Source organism: Algibacter luteus (genome assembly GCF_900141715.1).
Classification (GTDB): domain Bacteria; phylum Bacteroidota; class Bacteroidia; order Flavobacteriales; family Flavobacteriaceae; genus Arenitalea; species Arenitalea lutea.
This window is the reverse complement of the sequence record NZ_FQYK01000002.1, coordinates 477,225-499,590: the sequence shown is the minus strand read 5'-3', so window position 1 is coordinate 499,590 and position 22,366 is coordinate 477,225. Positions and strand designations below refer to the sequence as shown.

General features: G+C 30.9%; 21 protein-coding genes. All 21 read left to right on the top strand.

The window, feature by feature from the left end; genetic code table 11:
• Positions 1 to 11: 11 nt before the first annotated feature.
• The 21 genes from BUA46_RS05815 (at position 12) to BUA46_RS05710 (ending at position 22,353) form a co-directional block, all read left to right on the top strand.
• Entirely contained in the window at positions 12 to 959 is a 948-nt protein-coding gene (locus BUA46_RS05815) for a glycosyltransferase family 2 protein (protein ID WP_019387363.1), read from the top strand.
• 96 nt (positions 960 to 1,055) lie between these two features.
• Positions 1,056 to 2,051, top strand: coding sequence for a hypothetical protein (locus BUA46_RS05810; protein ID WP_019387362.1), 996 nt, complete (start codon positions 1,056 to 1,058; stop codon positions 2,049 to 2,051).
• Positions 2,052 to 2,152: 101 nt separating this feature from the next.
• Entirely contained in the window at positions 2,153 to 3,691 is a 1,539-nt protein-coding gene (locus tag BUA46_RS15000) for a DapH/DapD/GlmU-related protein (RefSeq protein WP_019387361.1), read from the top strand.
• Between the two features lie 11 nt (positions 3,692 to 3,702).
• Positions 3,703 to 4,485, top strand: a complete 783-nt coding sequence (locus BUA46_RS05795; RefSeq protein WP_019387360.1) for a glycosyltransferase family 2 protein — start codon at positions 3,703 to 3,705, stop codon at positions 4,483 to 4,485.
• Between the two features lie 2 nt (positions 4,486 to 4,487).
• Entirely contained in the window at positions 4,488 to 5,324 is an 837-nt protein-coding gene (locus tag BUA46_RS05790) for a glycosyltransferase family 2 protein (RefSeq protein WP_019387359.1), read from the top strand.
• 3 nt (positions 5,325 to 5,327) lie between these two features.
• On the top strand, positions 5,328 to 6,107 hold the full coding sequence (locus tag BUA46_RS05785) for a glycosyltransferase family 2 protein (protein ID WP_019387358.1): 780 nt from the start codon (positions 5,328 to 5,330) through the stop codon (positions 6,105 to 6,107).
• Positions 6,104 to 6,964: a glycosyltransferase family 2 protein gene (locus BUA46_RS05780; protein ID WP_019387357.1), complete on the top strand. Its 861-nt coding sequence runs from the start codon at positions 6,104 to 6,106 to the stop codon at positions 6,962 to 6,964. Before BUA46_RS05785 ends, BUA46_RS05780 begins: the two co-directional genes overlap by 4 nt.
• Complete coding sequence (locus tag BUA46_RS05775; protein ID WP_019387356.1) at positions 6,948 to 8,021, top strand: glycosyltransferase WbsX family protein; 1,074 nt, start codon at positions 6,948 to 6,950, stop codon at positions 8,019 to 8,021. The genes BUA46_RS05780 and BUA46_RS05775 overlap by 17 nt, the downstream gene beginning before the upstream one ends.
• Positions 8,021 to 8,947, top strand: a complete 927-nt coding sequence (locus BUA46_RS05770; protein ID WP_019387355.1) for a glycosyltransferase — start codon at positions 8,021 to 8,023, stop codon at positions 8,945 to 8,947. The genes BUA46_RS05775 and BUA46_RS05770 overlap by 1 nt, the downstream gene beginning before the upstream one ends.
• Positions 8,944 to 10,011 carry a glycosyltransferase family 2 protein gene (locus tag BUA46_RS05765; RefSeq protein ID WP_019387354.1) on the top strand — a complete coding sequence of 356 codons (1,068 nt, stop codon included), beginning with the start codon at positions 8,944 to 8,946 and terminating at the stop codon, positions 10,009 to 10,011. Before BUA46_RS05770 ends, BUA46_RS05765 begins: the two co-directional genes overlap by 4 nt.
• Before the next feature lie 7 nt (positions 10,012 to 10,018).
• Positions 10,019 to 11,167: a glycosyltransferase gene (locus tag BUA46_RS05760; protein WP_019387353.1), complete on the top strand. Its 1,149-nt coding sequence runs from the start codon at positions 10,019 to 10,021 to the stop codon at positions 11,165 to 11,167.
• A 68-nt stretch (positions 11,168 to 11,235) separates the two neighbouring features.
• Positions 11,236 to 12,390, top strand: coding sequence for an acylneuraminate cytidylyltransferase (locus BUA46_RS05755; protein WP_019387352.1), 1,155 nt, complete (start codon positions 11,236 to 11,238; stop codon positions 12,388 to 12,390).
• Between the two features lie 16 nt (positions 12,391 to 12,406).
• Entirely contained in the window at positions 12,407 to 13,282 is an 876-nt protein-coding gene (locus BUA46_RS05750) for an N-acetylneuraminate synthase family protein (RefSeq protein WP_019387351.1), read from the top strand.
• A 1-nt stretch (position 13,283) separates the two neighbouring features.
• Positions 13,284 to 14,114: a polysaccharide pyruvyl transferase family protein gene (locus BUA46_RS05745; RefSeq protein ID WP_019387350.1), complete on the top strand. Its 831-nt coding sequence runs from the start codon at positions 13,284 to 13,286 to the stop codon at positions 14,112 to 14,114.
• Positions 14,114 to 15,508, top strand: coding sequence for a glycosyltransferase family protein (locus BUA46_RS05740; protein ID WP_019387349.1), 1,395 nt, complete (start codon positions 14,114 to 14,116; stop codon positions 15,506 to 15,508). The genes BUA46_RS05745 and BUA46_RS05740 overlap by 1 nt, the downstream gene beginning before the upstream one ends.
• Positions 15,505 to 16,653 (top strand): glycosyltransferase family 4 protein, encoded by a 1,149-nt coding sequence (locus tag BUA46_RS05735; protein WP_019387348.1) that lies wholly within the window; start codon positions 15,505 to 15,507, stop codon positions 16,651 to 16,653. The genes BUA46_RS05740 and BUA46_RS05735 overlap by 4 nt, the downstream gene beginning before the upstream one ends.
• Complete coding sequence (locus BUA46_RS05730) at positions 16,650 to 18,179, top strand: glycosyltransferase family 2 protein (protein ID WP_019387347.1); 1,530 nt, start codon at positions 16,650 to 16,652, stop codon at positions 18,177 to 18,179. Before BUA46_RS05735 ends, BUA46_RS05730 begins: the two co-directional genes overlap by 4 nt.
• Positions 18,180 to 18,181: 2 nt before the next feature.
• Positions 18,182 to 19,177 (top strand): glycosyltransferase family 2 protein, encoded by a 996-nt coding sequence (locus BUA46_RS05725; protein ID WP_026010023.1) that lies wholly within the window; start codon positions 18,182 to 18,184, stop codon positions 19,175 to 19,177.
• Positions 19,177 to 20,127: a hypothetical protein gene (locus BUA46_RS05720; RefSeq protein WP_026010022.1), complete on the top strand. Its 951-nt coding sequence runs from the start codon at positions 19,177 to 19,179 to the stop codon at positions 20,125 to 20,127. Before BUA46_RS05725 ends, BUA46_RS05720 begins: the two co-directional genes overlap by 1 nt.
• A gap of 34 nt (positions 20,128 to 20,161) precedes the next feature.
• Entirely contained in the window at positions 20,162 to 21,280 is a 1,119-nt protein-coding gene (locus tag BUA46_RS05715) for a glycosyltransferase family 4 protein (RefSeq protein WP_026010021.1), read from the top strand.
• A complete protein-coding gene (locus BUA46_RS05710) occupies positions 21,280 to 22,353 on the top strand; it encodes a glycosyltransferase (RefSeq protein WP_019387343.1) in 1,074 nt (357 codons plus the stop codon). Before BUA46_RS05715 ends, BUA46_RS05710 begins: the two co-directional genes overlap by 1 nt.
• Positions 22,354 to 22,366: the final 13 nt, after the last annotated feature.

The following is a 22,366-nucleotide window of genomic DNA, read 5'->3' as shown; positions in this document are numbered from 1 at the left end:
ATTAATAGAACATGAAGTTTAGAGTATCTGTAATCATACCTGTTTTCAACACAGAAGACTATGTTGAAAAAGCAATAAATTCAGTGTTGCAACAACCAGAAGTTGCTGAGGTTGTTGTAGTAAATGATGGCAGTACAGATAAGTCCCTTCAAATAATCTCCAAATTACAGGATGAAGACGCAAGAGTTAAAATATATCACCACCCAAACAATATAAATAAAGGACGATCTGCAAGTAGAAATTTAGGAATTAAAAAAGCCTCCTGCGATTATATAGCGTTTTTAGACTCGGATGATTATTATTTGAAAAATAGATTTGAAAATGATAAAAAATTATTTTCTGAGAACAAAAATATTGATGGTATTTATAACGCTATTGGCGCTCATTTTTATAGAGAATCCAAAGAATTTGAAAGGACTGCATTAAAATTAACAACTATTAATGAAAAGGTCAATCCTGAGGACCTTTTTGAAGAACTATTGCATTACAAAAAAGGACATTTTTCTATAGATGGCTTAACATTAGAAAAAGCAATTTTCGATAAAGTTGATTACTTCAACGAATCGTTATTAGTAGATGAAGACACCCATATGTTTATAAAAATGACTTTAAAAACTAGATTAGTTGGTGGTGTTTTAGATAAGCCTGTTGCCATGAGAGGTGTTCATGAAACCAATGTTTTTAATAATGCGAATCTATATGATAAATCTAAAGTGTATGAACTGCTTGTTTTTTGGAGTTGTAAAAACAAAATTTCATTAAAAAAAATAGATGCACTATTAAATAAATATTGGACATTTATACTACAAGAAGGTAAAGGGTTGGCTAAATATATGAAATGTTGGTTTTATGTTTTTTTTAGCAATAAGCGCATACTTTTTTCAATGCTAAGTATTAAATATTTTCCATTAATTATGCTTCGAAAAAGGATTTTTCCTTTTTTTTATAAAAAAGAATAGGAAAATCGCAAAAAGCTGTTAATTTGTTTCTTGAGTATAGTTAGTGGGAAATTAACCCAACAAATATGGGGATTTAAGTAAATAGAAAAGTTAAAAATGAAAATTGAAGATATCAAAAAACCAATAATATTTTGCCATTATGGTAACTCTCCATATTTATTTTATACTTTGAAACAAGTAAAATTAAGTAACCCAGAGAATAGAATAATTTTATTAGGTGATGAAGACAATAAAAAAGTTGCTCATAAAGCTAAAATAGAGCATTGTTGCTTTAAAGATTACGATGATAGTGATGAGATAAAAGTCTTTAATCAAGTTTACCAGCATATAGCAGGTTTTAAGCACAAAAAGGAGTTTTGGACAAATTTTGTATTTAAAAGATGGTTTTACATACATAATTTTATTAAAAAAAATGAAATAAATGGTTTTTGGCATTTTGATTCTGATAATATGATACTATCAGATTTAAATAAACAAGAACATAAATTTAAAGATTTTGATTGTACAGAGCAATGTAATGGGATATGCATGAATGGCTACATATCTTCTTATCAAGTTGTAAATGGATATGTAAATAAGATAAATGAACTTTTCAAAGACGAGGCGTATTTAAAAGAACAAAAACAAGATTTTATTGCACATCCAGATTATGCTTTCACTGAAATGAGAGCATATAAAGCATATAGAGAACAAGAAAATATAAATAGTGTAAGACTAAATAAAATAATTGATAATGAATCGTTTGATGATTGCATTTGTATGGATCATGGTTATGAGAGGTATGAATCTTTATTGAATAATCAGTATTTAAAAAAAATATATTTTGATGCTCAAGGTAACTTTTATTGCTACCATATAGAGTCCTCACAGTATGTAAAAATGAATAGCCTTAATTTAAGTTGGGTTCCAACCAGCTTATTTAAATTAGTTTATAAAACTTATAAGAATAATATTGATAATCGAAAAAAAGTCAAAAATAAGGATCTAATTCTTTTGGACATATTTCAAAGAAACACGTTCAAAGAAAAAGTACTAGGATGTATACCAAAGTCAATTAAAAGAAAAATTAAGTTATTGATAAAAAAAATATAATATGGCCTATGATGCTAATCTAGTGGGAATTGACTATGAATACATGTCAATAGTTAGGCTTAAACAGAAACTTTTCCCATTTTTGTATAAACATAAATAAAATGAACTTTTCACCAATTGTGCTTTTTGCTTACAATAGGCCAACACATACTCAAAGAACGCTGGATGCCTTAGCTGCAAACCCAGAAGCTAAAGCGAGTGAATTGTTTATTTTTTGCGATGGCCCCAAAACTAAAATTACCGATGATGACTTAGAAAACATCAATCAAGTAATTGCAGTTGCAAATTCTGAGAAAAGATTTAAAAAGGTTGAGGTTAGAGTGGCTCAAGTCAACAAAGGTTTGGCTGATTCAATAATTGATGGTGTTACAGAAACAGTTGAAACATACGGAACTGTTATCGTTTTAGAGGATGATATTGAAACCTCTTCAGGATTTTTAAAATATATGAATGATGCGTTAAACACGTATCGAGATAACGAAAGTGTTATGCACATTTCTGGCTATATGTATCCTAATGCTCAAAAATTACCTGAAACGTTTTTTTACAATGTCCCACTATGTTGGGGATGGGCTACATGGAGTCGTGCATGGAAACATTTTAATAACAACGGTGTTTATCTTTGGAACCAATTAAAAAGACAACATTTACTCAGTAGTTTAGATAAGTTTGGTAGCGATTACTTAAGTAGTCAATTGGCAGATAACATTACCGGAAAACTTCATACTTGGTTTATAAAATGGCATGCTTCGGTATTGCTTCAAAACGGATATACTTTATACCCTAAACAATCTCTCGTTCAAAATTTCGGATTTGATAATACAGGAGAGCATAATGGTGTGCACACAGAATTTAATCATTACAATTTGATTCATGCAATAGATGTAAATCCTGTTGAATTGGTTGAAAATAAAGATGCTGAATTAATAATTACCAATTTTTATAAATCTGTAAAAGAAAAACCTAAGTCTAAAAGCATTAAGAGAACAATTAAGAATAAACTTAGGAAGGTGTCTTTTTTAGTTTTTCCTGAATTAAAAAAGGTGCTAAAGTATAATCAAAACATTGTTATGTCTAAAACGTATTTAGGTAAACATTGTAAAATTTATCCGCCTTCTAGACTTTCCAATACTCTAATTGGCAATTACACTTATGTTTCAGAAAATTCGGTTATCAATAACACTATAATTGGAAAATTCTGCTCTATTGGAGCCAATTTTATGGCTGGTCGAGGAATACACCCAACAAATGGGGTTTCAACCCATCCTATGTTTTATTCTACAGCAAAACAAAATGGTGTATCAATAAGTACAGATAATAAAATTGAAGAGTTTAACCCAATTACCATTGGAAATGATGTTTTTATTGGAATGAATGTTACGGTGTTAGATGGTGTTACAATTGGCGATGGTGCTATTATTGGGGCTGGTGCTGTTGTTTCAAAAGATATACCACCATATGCCATAGCAGTAGGAAATCCGATTGAAATTAAAAAATATAGATTTTCCGATGACATCATTCAGAAGCTACTAAATATAAAATGGTGGAATTTTAATGACCATGATTTGGCAATTGTGGAAAAGAATTTTTTTAAAATAGAAGATTTTATTAAAGCAATTGAAAACAAAAATAGAAGCTAATTTAGTTTTATTTGAAACCTAAAATATCCATAATAACTGTTAATTATAACAATCTTGAAGGTTTAAAGAAAACCGTTGAGAGTGTTAAAAATCAATCATTTACAGATTTTGAATATTTAATTATAGATGGCGCCTCTTCCGATGGGAGCGCCAGTTTTATTGTAGAAAATGAAACTCTTTTTGATTATTGGGTTAGCGAGCCAGATAGCGGGGTGTATCAAGCCATGAACAAAGGCATTGAAAAAGCAAATGGCGAATATTTGTTGTTTTTAAATAGTGGCGATCATTTTGTTGACCAAAAAGCCGTAGAGAGATATCATCATAACATTCAAGATTTTGATCTCATTTATTTCGACTTAAAAGTTATTGAAAACAATAAACCATTCGTTAAATCATATCCAGACGAACTTTCTTTTTCATATTTTGTTGAAGATACTTTACCACATCCGGCAACATTTATTAAGAGAGAGGCGTTCTTAAAAACAAATGTGTATAAAGAAGATTTTAAAATAGTATCCGATTGGAAGTTCTTTATCGATGCCGTATGTAAATATAATTTAAGCTATAAGAGAATCGCCGAAACCTTATCAGTTTTTTACATTGGTGGGCTAAGTTCAAACCCAAAAAATCAAAGTATTAAATTTAAAGAAAAAGAAAGTGTACTTTATGGTGATTACGGCATTTATATGAACGACATCCAAGAGGTAGTTACTTATAAAAAAATACTAAATAATTTAAGACAATCAAGAATTATTAATCTCATGGTAAAACTAAGATTTCTAAATAAATTTTAATAATGAATAAGTTGGTTTCCATAATCGTTCCTTGTTATAATCATGCTGAATTTCTGGATGAAGCACTGCAATCAGTTTTGAATCAGACATACGAAAATTGGGAATGTATAGTGGTTAATGATGGTAGCCCCGATAACACCAAAGAAGTGGCTGCTAAGTGGTGTGAAAGAGATAAAAGATTTCAATATTTAGAAAAGAAAAATGGAGGTTTAAGTAGTGCTAGAAATGCTGGAATAACCATCAGTAAAGGTGAATATATTTTGCCTCTAGATGCCGATGATATTTTAGATGAATCTTTTCTTAGTATAATGGTGCCAGAATTAAATCAAGACCAGACATTAGCCATAGTATCCTGTTATAGTAAGTTTTTTTACAAGCATAAAGAAAATATAATTCATGAGTTAAAACCAGTTGGGACAACCTATCATGCCTTACTTTTTGAGAATAGCTTAATAGCAACTTCCTTGTACAGAAAAATTTGTTGGGAAGAAGTTGGAGGATACGACGAGAATATGAAAAATGGATTTGAAGATTGGGAATTTTGGATTGCCATTACAAAATCTGGATGGACATATAAGGTAATTGAAGAGTTTTTATTTAACTATAGAAAACAAAAACAATCCATGTTAATAGATACGCTTGAAAATCATAGAGTTTCAAATATGGCATATGTTTTTAATAAGCATAAAGAAGTTTATTTAAAGCATCATGATAATACCATCGATTACTTGTTGTATTTATTGAAAAATAATGAAGAGTTCACTTCAAAATTAAAAAATTCGAATACATATAAAATCGCAAAACTTATCGCAAAACCTTTTAATCTATTTAATAAATAGTCTATGATTTCAGTAGTCATCAGAAATAAAAATCAAGAGAAAGCACTTTCTTTTTTGCTTAAAAATTTGACTGAACGCTATCTAGATGATATTGGTGAAATTATAGTTATTGATAATCTGTCTTCAGATAACAGTGAAGCCGTAACAAAACAATACAAAGCCAAATTTGTTACTATTAAGGAGTTTAGTTATGGTGGGAGTGCAAACTTTGCGGCGCAACAAACCCAGTTTCCAATAGTCGTTATTTTTAGTGCGCATTCATATCCTGTGAGTCATGATTTTTTTAAATTAATCAAACAAAAATTTGATGAAAATTCGAATTTGGCTGGATTAAGGTGTTTGCATAATCCTAATGATTATAGAAATTACATTAACAAAATTCAGGCATCGGAGGACCCAAATAAATCAGGATTAATTTTTTCAGGTTCAGCATTTAGCAGAACTGTATGGGAAAAACATCCATTTAGAGAAGACGTTGCCACTTTTGAAGATAAAGAATGGACCAAACGTGTTTTAAACGCTGGATATGATATTGATTTTGTTCCGGCTATATTTTGTTATCAAATAAGTAGAACGAAAGAACAAGTCTATTTTAGGTTTAAAAACGACCTGGTTGGTAATTATCAGCTTTGGCACGAGGATGTTAAATTTTCAAGTGCTTTCAAAGGTTTTGTTATGTCAATTATCGGATTGATAAAAAACTTTTTTATAGATATTTGGTACATTATTAAGCGATTTGTACATCAAATAAAATTTATATTTAATAAGCCCGAAAAATTTTGAGTGATAAGGTTTCTGTAATCATACCATGTTATAATCAGGCCCAATATTTGGAAGAAACATTAGTTTCTGTAAAGAATCAAACACATTCCAATTGGGAATGTATTATTGTAAATGATGGGAGTACAGATCATTCTGAAGATATCGCTAAAAGATGGAGCCAATTAGATTCAAGATTTATCTATTTAGTTAAGGAAAATGGCGGATTAAGTAGTGCTAGAAATTTTGGGTTAAAGCATGCAAATGGGGAGTTTGTTCAGCTTCTCGACTCAGATGATTTGATAAAACCTGATAAATTCACAGCGCAATTAAAAGATTTAGAAGAGAGTGATATTAGTATTTCTGATTATTTCTCGTTTATTGATGGTACTAATGAACCAGCAAAACATCGATATTTATCACCGTTTTTATCTGAAGGTAATTATAAAAAAGAAATTATTTTAGATTGGGAATATAGAAAATCTATACCTTGCCATTCAGTATTATTTAATAGAAAACTAATTACAGAAAATAACCTAAGTTTTAACGAAAGCCTACCTAACCATGAAGATTGGGTGTTTTGGGTGCAATTATTTTATTATTCAAAATCTATTAAGAATAGCAAAAATAAATTCGCTTTATATCGCATTCACAATCGTTCTATGAGTAGCGATTTTAAGTTAATGAAAAAGGGTTTTTTACAAGCAGCGAAACTATTGCAATTTTTTTTTAAAACCGAAAACAACAAGGTTTTATACGATTGCACAAAAGAAAAATATAAAGAAATTTACGAGAAGAATAGAGTGCATTTTTTTAAAAAAATGAAGTCTAGAATCTATTCTAAACTCGTTCATTGTTACAGATATGTCAGAAAAAATTAAGCCAATAGCCATACATCTTCCGCAGTTTCATCCCATACCAGAAAACGATTCATGGTGGGGTAAAGGGTTTACCGAATGGACCAATGTAACTAAAACAACACCAAGGTTTGAGGGGCATTACCAGCCGCATTTACCGGCAGATTTAGGGTTTTATGATTTACGTTTAGAAGAAGCAAGATTAGCTCAAGAAGCATTGGCTAAGGCATATGGTATTCATGGTTTTTGTTATTATCATTACTGGTTTAACGGCAAGAAAATGCTATTTGAGCCATTAGATAGGAAACTAAAAAACCCAAAAGAAGATTTACCATTCATGATGTGTTGGGCAAACGAAGATTGGACTAGAGCTTGGGAAGCTTCAGAGAATAAAGTGTTATTAAAACAGGATTATAGATTTGAAGATGACATAAACCACATCAAACATCTTATCAATTATTTTAAAGATTCACGATACATAAGAGTAGATGATAAACCGGTGTTTATAGTATATCGCCCTGAATTGTTTCCAGATATTAAAAAAACCATAGAAATCTGGCGAGATGAGGCTCAAAAAGCAGGTTTAACAGGGTTGTATTTAGGTTATGCTCAAAAATCGAAGCTTGAGTTTTTAACTGCTGGATTTGATTTTGCATTCCAATTTCAACCTAACTTTGGCAAAGTTCCGAAGCCTATTGGCAATCATACAATAAAAAGAATAAAACGAAAAGTGTTGGAGAAAATGGGAATACAAGAGAATCAACAATCTTCGGTGTATGATTACGAATCTTATGCTAAACTTCAAAACTCTGAAGGATTTACGGCACCTATTTATCCAGGGATTACGCCTATGTGGGACAATTCAGCTAGAAAAGATAAGGCCTTTGTGTTACACGATTCAACTCCTAAAAAATATGAAAACTGGTTGCGTTTTATTAAAGAAAAATACCCATGGGACAAGGTGCCTGAAAATTTTGTATTTATTAACGCTTGGAATGAATGGGCAGAAGGAAATCACCTCGAACCTTGTCAAAAATGGGGAACAAGCTATTTGGAAGTCACGAAAGAAGTTTTTAAATAATGTCTAAAGTCACGGTTAGTATTTTTATGCTTACTTATAACCAAGAGCAATATATTGCTCAGGCTATAGATAGTGTTTTAATGCAAAAAACTAACTTTAATTTTCAATTGGTAATTGGTGAGGATTGCAGTACAGACACCACAAGAAATATTTGCGAAACTTATGCCGATAGTCATCCAGAAAAGGTAAAATTATTACCTGCTTTAGATAAGAACATAGGATTAATTAATAATTATATAAGAACTCTAAAAGCTTGCGATGGTAAATATATTGCCATTTGTGATGGTGATGATTATTGGATTGATGACTTAAAGCTGCAAAAGCAAGTCGATTTTTTAGAGTCGAATTCAGATTGTGCAATTGTTGGAACCAATTTCAAACGGCTTTATAGCAACGGAGAACTGGAAATCATAGAAAAGGAAAGAACTAAAGCTAGCTATAATTTTGATGATTTAATTTTCGAAAATATGATTACCTCCGTAACGGTGATGTTTAAGAATCTTCAAAAGAACGAAAGCATTCCTGAATGGATAACTAAGTTTCCATATGGCGATTGGCCAACTTATTTATGGACAATTAAAAATAAAGGAAACATAAGATTTTTAAGCGATGTTACTGCTGTTTATAGAACAGATATTGGCATTTCAGCAGGTATTCGAAAACAACATAGTGTAACGGCTAAGGTCAATTTAAATATTGTAAAGTCTATTGCAGGCGATTCTAGTTTCTCAAATAAAAAGGAAGTGGTTCAAAAAAGTATACTTGAGCATAAAAAAGCACTAATTGCTTGTTATAACCGAGAAAAGCAATATTTTAAAGGCATAATTGTTTTTTTAAATACTATGTTAACGAGTTTCAAGGTGCAATCCTTAACCAAATATTATTTGTATTCATTAAAACAATCTTTCAATAAAAAGATAGTATGATAACGGTTGTTTTAACAAATAGAAATCGAGATTTAAAATTAGTAAAGCGCTGTTTTACTTCACTAAATACTCAATCGAATAAACAATTTAAATTGGTAGTTGTTGACTATGGATCTAAAACTGAAAATTTAGATGCATTAAAGAATCTAATTGAAGAATTTCCTAAGATAGAATTAATATGTTGTGATACTTCAATGCAATTATGGTGTAAGTCTAGAGCAATAAATATAGTGTTAAAATCATGTGAAACATCTCATTTCTTTGTTGGTGATATCGATATGATTTATCATTCAGACTTTATTGAAAACCTTTATCAGATTAACGAAAAGGCAGATGCAGTTTATTTTCAAGTTGGATTTTTAAGTGAAACGGAATCTCAGAATAATAAGAATTTTGATGATTACAAGATAAATTTCAAGTCTACTGAAGAAGCCACGGGAATGACTTTATATAACACAGAAGTATTAACGTCAATTAATGGGTACGACGAGTTTTATCATGGTTGGGGAAGTGAAGATACCGATGTGCATTTAAGACTAAAAAACGCCAATAAACGAGTGCTTTATTATAGCGATACAATTTTAATGTTGCACCAATGGCATCCTAAAAATTATAGAAGTAAGACTAGTAAAGAGCCATTTCACTCATATCTTGAAAAGATAAATCAAAAGTATTTGTATTATACTGAAGTCAGTAAAAAAGTAAAAGCAAATACTAATTTTGATTGGGGTATACATAATATAAACAACTCTAAGAACCTTAAAAATATTGATGATGAATATAGGATAACTAATGAATTAGCAGACTTTAAAGGATTTGTAAATAATGTTTTAATGAATACAAAAGGTCAGGTTGTTTCGGTTACTGTTAAAAATCATCGGGAATATAAATCATTAAAACAAACTGCAAAAAAAGTTTTAGATAAAAAGACCTTAACCTTTATAGATTTGCAATCTGTTAACAACATGCTTTTAGAAACGTTGATTGTGAATTGTAGAAATTCGCCATATCAATATAGTTATGATAGAAAAGCACAGCATATTTCATTGATTATAAAATTGTAGTTGTTCCATGAAAATTTTAATGGTTTCTATAAATTCTATCCATTTTGAAAGGTGGACCAATCAATTACAAGAATCAGGGCACGAGGTGCATTGGTTTAATGTAAGAGATGGCGGCTATTCTGAGAAATTATCATGGGTAAATCAAATAGTTGGTTGGAAATTTAAATTTATAAACAACAAGGCACGAGTATTTATAAAAAAACGATTGCCTTGGCTTTATAACAAACTAAGTGTTTTAATAGAAAAGAGTACAGAAAAAGCTTTTGAAAATGCACTTTTAGAAATACAACCAGATGTTGTTCATAGCTTTGTGCTCTATATTTCTTGCGTTCCTATTTTACCAGTAATGCAAAAGTATCCAAACATAAAATGGATGTATTCATCCTGGGGAAGCGATTTGTTTTATTTCCAAAATCAAGCTAAGTATCTAAATGATATTAAACAGGTTTTACCCCGAGTTAATTATATGTTCGCCGATTGTAAACGTGATATCGATTTAGCTAAAGCATATGGATTTGATGGTCAAGTTTTAGGTGTTTACCCTGGTGGAGGAGGCTATCCCATTGACGATTATAAAGCGCATATTTCACCTTTGAATCAAAGAAAACTCATTCTTGTTAAAGGTTACCAAGGGCGTTCGGGTAGAGCAATTACAGTGCTTAAAGCATTAGAGTCACTTTCAGTCAAATTAAATACCCATCCAGTAATAGTTTTTGGAGCCGATAATGAAGTCGAAGACTTTATTATGAAAAGAAATTTGAATAGCAAGCTGGATTTAACTGTGTACCCAAAATCAGATTTTTTACCTCAAATGGAATTAATTAAATTAATGGGTCAAGCCTTGATTTACATTGGAAATAGTAACTCTGATGGCATGCCAAATACGTTGTTGGAGTCAATTATTATGGGCGCATTTCCAATTCAATCAAATCCGGGTGGAGCAACGGCTGAAATAATTGAACATGGTAAAAATGGATTTTTAATTGAAGATTGTAACAATAGTTCTGAAATAGAAACTTTGATTGATAACGCGTTAAACAATATGGAATTAATTCAATCTGCATGTAAGTATAATCAAAAAACAATAATGCCTAGTTTAGATAGGGCAACGATTTCTAAAGAGGTGATTGCAAAATATAATTCAATAATTAATTGAAGATTTTAAATTTATGGTTTAAAAAACAAACTGTATTTTAGCATGATATATATTAATATACATTATAAATGAAAAAAATAGGTTTTATCCCGCTTAGAAAAGGCTCAAAAGGTATTTCTAATAAAAACAAACGAAAAATGGTTGGAAGGCCTTTGTTTACATGGGTTTTAGGTGAAGCTATTTTTTCTAATTTAGATGAAATTATTGTATATACTAATGATGCATCAATCATTGATTTTATCAGTAAAGAATATCACTGGACAAATAAAGTTAAGGCATTAATGCGAAGTGAAGCAAGTTCCAGTGATACGGCATCCACAGAAATGGCGATGCTAGAATATTGCGAATCTATTAAATATGATTTTGATGTTTTTTGTTTATTACAAGCTACATCTCCTTTTACAAAAAAAGAAAATATTAATGCATGTTTGGATAAACTTACAGAAAGTTTTGATTCTGCTTTAACCGTTGTAAATACGCATCGCTTTTTATGGGATAAAAACGGAAAGCCCTTAAATTATAATCCTTTTAATAGACCTAGACGTCAAGATTTTGAAGGTTTGTTAATTGAAAACGGAGCGGTTTATGCTGTGAAAAAAGGAGCTTTAAAGAAACATAAAAATAGAATAGGAGCTAAAACTGCTGTTGTTCAAATGCCCGAAGATTCGTTATTAGAAATTGATTCTGAATCGGATTGGATTGCTGTTGAAAGCCTCTTAATTGAAAGACAAAAACGAGAAAAAGAATCGAAACAAATAACACATTTTGTTTTAGATGTTGATGGCGTTTTTACAAACGGTACTATTTCATATACAAAGGACGGTGAACACACTAAAAACTTTGACATGCGTGATGGCATGGGACTTGAAATTTTAAGACAGTTTGATGTTGAGGTCATGATAATGACTTCTGAAAATTCAGAGTTAGTTGCCAAACGCATGGAAAAATTAAAAATAGAACATGTGTTTCTTGGTGTGAAAGATAAATTTTCACTTTTAAAGCACATCATCTTAGAAGGGAATGTATCTTTAAGCAATGTGGCTTATGTAGGTGATGATGTTAACGACCTCTCGAATATTTGCAGTGTAGGTTGGTCTTTAGCGCCAAACAACGCCACCGATATTGTAAAATCACATGCCGATGTGGTACTTTCTAAAAACTCTGGGAATGGTGCCATTCGCGAAGCCTGTCAGTTTGTTATGAATTATAATAAAAGATTTTAATTAGCTCCTAAATCTTATGAATACATATAAAAAACCATATATCATCGCAGAAATTGGATGCAACCATAAAGGCGATATGGAAATTGCCAAAGAACTTATAAAAGTTGCAAAAATATTCTGTAATGTTGATGCTGTTAAATTTCAGAAGCGAAATAATAAAGAATTATTAACTGAAGATCAGTATAATCAACCACACCCTAACCCTGCAAATTCTTATGGAGACACTTATGGTGAGCACAGAGAATATTTAGAGTTTGATGTGAATCAACACCAAGAATTGAAAGCCTATTGTGATGAAATTGGAATTACGTACTCAACGTCGGTATGGGATTTAACTTCTGCAAAAGAAATTTCGTCCCTTAATCCTGAATTTATTAAAATACCATCAGCTTGTAACAACAATATACCCATGCTAGAATGGTTATGTGATAATTATAAAGGCGAACTTCACATTTCTACTGGTATGACTACCAAGAATGAAATTGAAGATTTGGTCAACCTTTTCAAAAGAAAAAATAGAAATAAAGATTTGGTGCTTTACAATTGCACTTCGGGTTATCCCGTACCTTTTGAAGATGTGTGCTTGTTAGATATTAATGTACTTATTGACAAATATAAAGATGATGTGAAACATATAGGTTTTTCAGGTCATCATTTAGGAATTGCTGTTGATGTTGCTGCCTTCACTTTAGGTGCTAATATTATTGAAAGACACTACACTATTGATAGAACCTGGAAAGGTACGGACCATGCCGCTTCTTTAGAGCCAATGGGACTGCGCAAATTATCTCGAGATGTTAATGCGGTTTATAAAGCATTGAAATTTAAAAGTCAAGATATTTTACCCATTGAGCAGGTACAACGCGATAAATTAAAAAACCAAAAAGTATAGCATGTTTTCATCGGATAAGATTAGATTATTTTGGTGGAATGAAATTAAGATGCAAGGGAAGTCTAAAGAAAATTATGGCGACCTTTTAGGAAAATATCTCGTTGAAAAAATTTCTCAAAAAAAAGTAATTTGGTCGAAACCTTCAAAGTTTTCATTGTACGATTTTTTTAGCCCTATATATGTGACTATTGGTAGTGTTTTAACCAACGTAAATTCTAAATGCATTGTTTGGGGTAGCGGTATCGTTTCAAAAGATTATCCTATAAAAAAAGCTAAATTTTTAGCTGTAAGAGGTCCGCAAACAAGAAAACATCTCTTGAAACAAGGTTACGAAGTTCCAGAAGTATATGGTGATCCAGCATTATTGCTGCCTAAGTTTTACAATCCAAAAATTAAAAAAGAATACGCCATAGGAATTATTCCACATTATAGCGACTTTAATAAAGTAAAAGAATTTTATAAAAACGAAGATTCAATGTTGTTGATTGATTTAATGACGAACAATATTGAGAAAACCACTGATGATTTTTTAAAATGTAAAAAAATAGTTTCATCGTCATTGCACGGTTTAATAGTGGCTCATGCCTATGGAATCCCTGCTGTTTGGCAAAAATTTTCTGGAGATATTTTTGGCGATGACATAAAATATCAAGATTACTTTGAATCGGTTGGAATTGCCCCGTATAAACCAGAAATTGTAAGCGATAAAATGAAGTTAGAAGCCTTAGATTTTTTGTTTTCTCAAATGGATGCACGTCCTAGGCAAGAAAATATAGAAGAATTATGTTCTAAATTGATGGATGTTTGTCCGTTTAAAAAAGACGCAAATTAATGAAGAAAAAAGTTTTTGTTTTTTTTCCAGATGGTGTAGGTTTAAGAAATTTTGCCTTCACAGATTTTAAAAAAATAGGTGAAGATATGGGGTTTGATATCACGTATTGGAACAATACTATTTTTTCACTTAAAGATAATTTAGGGTTCAAGGAGGTTAAGATTGAAGACCATAGCGCTCATCCACTTTTATCAATTTATTCAAGGGCAAGAAAACGCGCTGAATTAAATGTTTCAAGAGATAAATTTAAGGATAAGGTTTATCCAACTTACAAGTTTCCATTTAATTACAAAGGCTTAAAAAATAGTATTAAAAGCATTTATACCCAGTGGCTAATTGGTTTGTATTCATCTGAAAAAGGCGTTATTAAATTAAGAGCAAAGATTAATAAATTAGAACGATCAACTTCAAAATACAAATATTGTAAAGCGCAACTACAAGAGCATAAACCCGATTTGGTGTTTTGTACAACACAACGTGCAACACAATCTATAAGCGCCTTATTGGCTGCTCAAGATTTAGGCATTCCAACTGTAGCATTTGTGTATTCCTGGGACAATGTTCCAAAAGCAATGCAAGTTGTGGAAACCGATTATTATTTTGTTTGGAGTGATTTAATGAAACAACAAGTATTGCAATACTATCCTTTTGTAAAAGAAAATCAAGTATTTGTTACAGGAACGCCTCAGTTTGAACCACATTACGATACATCGCTAAAGCAAACTAGAGAAGCGTTTTTTGCACAGTATGATTTAGATATTAACAAAAGATATATCTGTTATTCTGGAGATGATGAAACAACTTCACCTTTAGATCAATTTTATTTAGAAGATTTAGCAAATGCGGTGAGAAGTTTAAACAATAAAGGTGAAAACTTAGGCATTATTTACCGGAAATGCCCTGTAGATTTTACGCCAAGATATGATAAGGTAATTGAGACTAATAAAGATATTATTAAGGTATTGGATCCTATTTGGCAGCAGGTTGGAAGCCAATGGAATCAAATATTACCTACGATTGAAGATTTTAAAATGCTTTACAACGTCTGCGAACATAGTGAATTTGTAACCAATGTATGCTCGTCAACGGTATTCGATTTTGTAGCTCATAGCAAACCTTGCATTTATTATAATTATGAGCAACCGCAATTAAAAAAAGGCATTCGAGATATTGGTCAGAATTATAAATACGTGCATTTTAGAAGTATGCCAAGTCTTGACGCGGCTGTATTTTGCACCGATAAAAATGATTTAGAAAGTTTGGTTAAGCAAATATTAGATGGTAAATTATCTAATGTGACAACTTGTAAAAAATGGTACGAAATTGTTGTTGGGAAAACACCAACTGAAGCTTCAAAAAACATCTGGAATACTATTGATTCCATTATAAAATGAGAATAGGCTTTATAACATCTGAATATCCTCATCCAACGGTAAAACATGCTGCTGGAATAGCTTCAAGCATAAAAAACTTAGCCGTTGTTTTAGCAAAACAAGGGAATGATGTAACTGTTTTTGTTTATCATCAGGAAGTATCAGAGGTTATAATGGATCAGGGTGTTGAAATTCATTTGATAAAAAAAGAAACATTCAAGTTTTTTACATGGTATTTCTATCGAATGCATTTACAGTTATACATCAATAATGTTGTGCAACATAAACGGATTGATATTCTAGAAGCACCCGATTGGACCGGAATCACGGCATTCATAAAACTTAAAGTACCACTCGTTATTCGCTTGCATGGTAGTGACGCATACTTCTGTAAATTAGAAGGCAGAAAACAAAAGTTCAAAAATTTTGTACTCGAAAAAAAAGCATTGAAAAAAGCTAACGCCTATATTGCTCCAACATCTTTCGCTGGAAATGAAACCAGAAAAATATTTGGTTTAAATAAACACAAGATTAAAACCATATATAATGGACTTCAATTGGAATTATTTAATAATGAAAGCCCTAGTTTATATAATAGAAATACAATCTTGTACATTGGCACGATTATAAGAAAAAAAGGCGTTTTAGAATTGGCAGAAATTTTTAATCAAGTCATAAAAAAACAACCAAATGCAAAATTAATTTTGATAGGAGGAGATTCAAACGATATAAAAACTGGAAGTAAGTCCACTTATAAACTCATGGAATCTCTTTTTACAAATGAGGCAAAAAAGCAAGTCAATTATTTAGGGAAAATTCCATATGAAGATGTGAAAGAACATATAAAAAAGGCACATGTTTGTGCTTATCCTTCATTTGCGGAAACATTCGGAATGGTAACTATAGAATCTATGGCAATGCATAAACCTGTTGTAAATACAAATATAGGTTGGGCACAAGAACTTATTGATGATGGTGTAAACGGATTTTTAGTACATCCTTCTGAAATTGATGAATATGCAAATAAAATTATAGAATTATTAAACGATGAAAGTTTGTGTGAGCAAATGGGTAAAGCTGCCAGATTGAAAGTGGAGAATCTTTTTGATATTGAAAAAAATACTGAAATAAATCTAGAATATTATAAATCTATTCTGAAGACATGATACTGCTAGTTCATAGAAAAGAAAAGGTTATTAAGATTGTCGATGGTAATTCGAGCAAATTATTAAGTAGTCCATTTGAAAAGCCTCTACATGTCTTATTCGATTTAGCAAATCGTTTTCAAAATTCACTTCTAATTTGGTGTCATGAATCGGTTGAAGCAAACGTCAATTTTGAAGCTATAAAATCTTCATTTAAATTAAAAAACACATTATTATCATATAGCAAGACTAACTATATTCCAGAGCAAATAGGCTATGTTGAAGACTCACCTTTCATTAAAGTTAATACAAGCGTTAAATACCCTACTTGGTTAATTAGTAGTTTGGTGGGTGTTATTCATACTTCTCAAATCACCCAGTTTGAAAAAATTGTGAATAAAAGTGATACTTTCGATTTTGGCTTAAATTCTATTGCAAAATTAGGGATGTCTCAAGGTTTGTTTTGTTATTCTGATCCGGGTTTGATTGAAGGATATAGTGACATAAAACCTAAAACAGCTTCAAGCTATAATTTATTTAAATTTGTAAAACTGCATTACAAAGGCGTTTGGGGCTTTCTATTGCTATTGAATTTTATAGTGAATGAGAAAAAATTCCCTCTGGTATCATTTTTAAGAACCTTATTTGTTAAAAAGAAAACACCAAATCTTAATTTCGATTTAGAACCATTAGAGAAAATTGAAGCAAAAGCAAAAAGCACTATTGATGTTATTATACCAACCATCGGGAGATCGGAACACGTTTATAATTTTCTAAAAGATTTAGAAGCGCAATCGCATAAACCAAAGCAAGTTATCATCGTAGAGCAAAATCAAGATAAAAACAGTGTTACTAGTTTAGATTTTATTAAAACAGAGACATGGTCTTTTAAAATTATCCATAAATTTATTCATCAAACAGGAGCTTGTAATGCAAGAAATTTGGCTTTGGAAGAAGTTAAATCTGATTATACTTTTCTCGCCGATGATGACATTCGAATTCAAGAGAATTTTTTAGATTCAGTTTTAAAAAAGATGCAAAGATTAGGTTTGTCTGCTACCACCTTGAGTTGTTTAGGTGTAAACGATATAAAAAGCTTAAATAAGACAGTGCAATGGACAGCTTTTGGCTCTGGTTGTAGCGTCGTTAAATCAACTGAACATGAAGGCATTAAATTTGATTTGAAATATGAGTTTGGTTATGGTGAAGATGTAGATTTTGGAATGCAATTACGAAATAAAGGTGTTGATATTATCTATTTACCTTCACCAGAAATTGTTCATTTAAAAGCGCCAATAGGAGGGTTTAGAACTAAGTTTGTACATCCTTGGGAAACTGATGAATTGTTGCCAAAACCTTCACCAACCGTAATGCTAAATAGGATGCAAAATTCAACGGCACAACAGTTATTAGGTTACAGAACAACTCTATTTCTCAAGTATTACCGACAACAAGACATTAAAAATCCTTTTAAATATTTTTCCAAATTTAAAAAGCAATGGTTGATTAGTAAAACTTGGGCTAATCGATTAAATAATAACTTGTAACTATGAATTTCTCTTTAATAGTTTGTACTTACATGCGCAAAAAGCCGTTGCTCGAATTACTTAATTCGGTAAAATCACAATCCTTATATCCTAATGAAATTCTTATTATTGATGGCTCGACTAATAATGAAACGCAAAATGCACTTCAAATTAATCATTTTGAGAATTTAAAATATTTTAAAGTCGAGGATAGTTATAGAGGTTTAACTAAACAGCGAAATTTTGGTGTTAACTTGGTTTCAAAAGATTCAGAAATCATTTGTTTTTTAGATGACGATATTGTTTTGACTCCAACTTATTTTGAGCACTTAATTGATACTTATAAGAAAAAACCAGATGCTTTGGCTATTGGGGGTTATATTACTAACGAGGTTGACTGGAAAAAAACCGCAGAAAATAGAACAAGTTCAGATAAATTTTATTTTGATGGATGGGAACGTACAGAACCTTCAAGATTTAAATTAAGACGAAAATTCAAATTAGCACCCGATGTTTCCCCAGGTTATTTGCCAAGTTTTGCTCATGGTAGATCTGTTGGTTTTTTGCCGCCCTCTGGTAAAATATATCCAGTAGAATTAATAATGGGAGGCGTATCATCGTATAAAAAAGAGGTATTTTCTAAATTGAAATTTTCAACTTATTTTGAAGGTTACGGACTTTACGAAGATGCCGATTTTTCGCTTAGAATCGCAAAACTTGGCAATTTATATGTGAATACGAATGCGCAACTTGCACATCATCATCATGCTTCGGGTCGTCCAAATCAATACAATTATGGCAAAATGGTTGTAAGAAATGGGTGGTACGTTTGGCGGGTTAAATATCCAAAACCTTCATTAAAAGCGAAATTAAAATGGCATGCCACGGTATTTTTATTAACGGTAATTCGTTTAAGTAACGCCATAACTAGCAAACAAAAGAAACAAGCATTAACCGAAGGTATTGGTCGTGTTGTTGGTTGGATTTCACTTATATTTAACAAACCAAAGACTAATTGATGCAAACTGTTTATATACTGAACATACCTAACTTTTACTCATCTTACTATTTATACGGTTTCAATAAAGAGTTTAGGGTGAAATTTCAAATGGATAATTCGTTTGTAAAGTATAATAATAAGCCAGTTATTATATTTAAAATAAACGATAAAGTTGGCGTTATTAATAATGATGACCCTGTGTATTTCGATCAGGATTTATACAACCAAGTGGATTCGTATTTTGTAACAAACAAGCTTATAGATAACGAAGCTTTTAAGCAAGAAAAGGTAAAACCATTATTTCCACATTATCCCATAAATATTTTGCCGCTTTATTTAAGACTTTTTAATATAGGGTTACTTAAATATTTAAAACCAAGAACTCTTGCAAGAGAATTATATATATTAAAAAGGAGACCCAGATATAAAAATTATAATTTAAAAACTGAGAAAGAAGATTTTATATTTTTCACTGCAAGTATTTGGAAAAAAGAGCCAGAAACGAATCAAATACGTGCTGAATTTATTAGATATTGTAAACAAGACCCACGATTAAAGTTTGAAGGTGGCTTTATTCCAAGATCAGATGGGAATAATTTTGATTTTGATGATGTATTAAATGATAAAAAATATCCACCAAAAGTCTTTTCTAAATTAAGTACAAAATCAAAAGTTGCGTTAAATAATGCCGCTGTTTATGGAGCTGTAAGTTGGCGATTGGCAGAATACTTAAATCAAAGTTTGTTTGTATTATCGTTTCCATTTAAAATAGAACTTCCTGTTGATTTTACTCATGAAAACAACATTTATTTCATAGAACAAACAGGTGAATTTAAAATCGTGTTTGATAAAGTTATAAATAATCCTGATATTCATAAAAGAGTTGCGGAAAATGGGAAGCAATATTTTAGCAGGCATTGCACCCCTCAAGCTCAAGCTAAATACATTTTAAAAACAATGTTTGAATAAAGCCTATGTTATTTTAAATAACTTAAATCACCCAATGAAATTCTTAATCATATCACATGTAGAGCATAAGCTAATTGGAAATCGCATTTCGGCATATGCCCCTTATGTTCGTGAGATGAATATTTGGTTTAATCATGTCGATGAAGTAACTGTTGTGGCTCCTTTAGGTATGGAACAGATAAGTGCCATTGATTTAGAATATAAGCATCAAAATTTAAGCTTTAATGCCATTCCTTCAATTCAATTTACAGGATTTAAACACGCACTAAAATCAATTATTAAAATACCTAGAATTTTTATTGTAATTTTTAATGCTTGTAGAAAAACCGATCATATTCATTTAAGGTGTCCGGGAAATATTGGATTAATTGGGTGCTTGGTTCAGGTTTTTTTTCCAAAAAAAATGAAAACTGCTAAATACGCAGGTAATTGGGATCCAAATGCTACTCAACCTTTAAGCTACAAGTTTCAAAAGTGGATGCTTTCAAATACATTTCTAACAAGAAATATGACTGCTCTTGTTTATGGCGATTGGAAAAACCAGACAAAAAATGTAAAATCCTTTTTCACAGCAACTTATAGAGATGCTGATCGACAAGTACCAACATTAAGAAGTTACACAGGTGCTTTGAAATTTGTTTATGTTGGAAGTTTAGTTGAAGGAAAACGTCCTCTATTAGCCATTCAAATTGTATCTAAATTGAAGAATAAAGGTTTTGATGTTATGTTAGATTTATTTGGAGATGGTGTGCTTAAATCTAATTTGCAGAATTATATTTCCAAAAACAATTTAAATTCGTTTATTAAATTACAAGGGAATCACGAAAAAGAAGATGTTAAAGCCGCATTAAAAGAGGCAGATTTTTTAATATTACTTTCAAAATCTGAGGGTTGGCCTAAAGCCATAACCGAAGGCATGTTTTTTGGGGTTGTTCCAATTGCTACTTCGGTTTCATGTATTCCAAATATGTTAGGTTATGGTAGCAGAGGTATAATTGTTGATCCAGATATTGATAACGCTGTTGAAACGATTCAAGGATTTCTAAATAATACTAAACGTTTAAAATTGATTTCAGAAGAAGCGACTAAGTGGTCTCAAAGTTATACTTTGGATGTTTTCGAAAATGAATTAATAAAATTGTTAAAAGCATAATGAGAGTATTACAGTTAATAGACTCTTTAGAAACAGGTGGAGCAGAGCGTGTGGCAGTAAATTTAGCCAATGCACTATCCCATGAAATAGAAAAGTCTTTTTTATGTACTACTAGAAAAGAAGGGCTGTTAAAAGAAAGTTTATTAAATGAAGTAGGGTATTTATTTTTAAACAAGCAAAAAACTATTGATTATAAGGCAATAAGCGCACTAAACGCTTATGTTAAAGCTAACAATATTAATATAATTCATGCTCATTCGAGTTCGTTTTTTGTAGCCACACTTATTAAGTTTTTAAATAAGAATGTAAATATTGTTTGGCACGATCATTATGGAAACAGCGAGTTTTTAGAAAATAGAAAGTATGGAGTTTTAAAGTTTTTTGCTAAATATTTTTCACATATTTTTAGTGTGAATAAGGCTCTAGAAACTTGGGCAAGAGAAAATTTAAAAGCGAAAAAGGTAACTTATTTACCTAATTTCGCAACAATAGATAGGCAATCGGGAATTACAAATTTAAGTGGTGTTTCAGGAAAGCGAATAATATGTTTAGCGAATTTAAGACCGCAAAAAGATCAGATGACGCTATTAGATGCTTTTAAAATAGTAGTTGAACATTATCCCGATTGGACTTTGCATTTAGTAGGTAAAGATTTTCAGGATGCTTATTCTGAAGATGTAAAGCATAAAATAGATGAACTAGATTTGAAAGAATCTGTATACTTATTAGGTAGCAAACCTGATGTGTTTCATATTTTAGAACAATGCGATATTGGTGTATTGTCTTCAAAATCGGAAGGATTACCTATAGCTTTGTTAGAATACGGTTTGGCTAATTTAACAGTAATTGCCACTAGAGTAGGAGAGTGTGAAAGTGTTATAAAACATGATAAAAATGGAATGGTAGTAAATGCTCTTGATACAAATGCGTTAGCTCATGCCATCATGTTTTATATCAAAAATGAGGAAAATAGAAAGAAACATGCTAAAAAGTATAACAAGCATATTCAAGAAAATTTTTCAGAGAAATTTCAGTTAAAAACTATGATAGAAATTTATAATCAAATCATTTGAAAAACAGTAACTA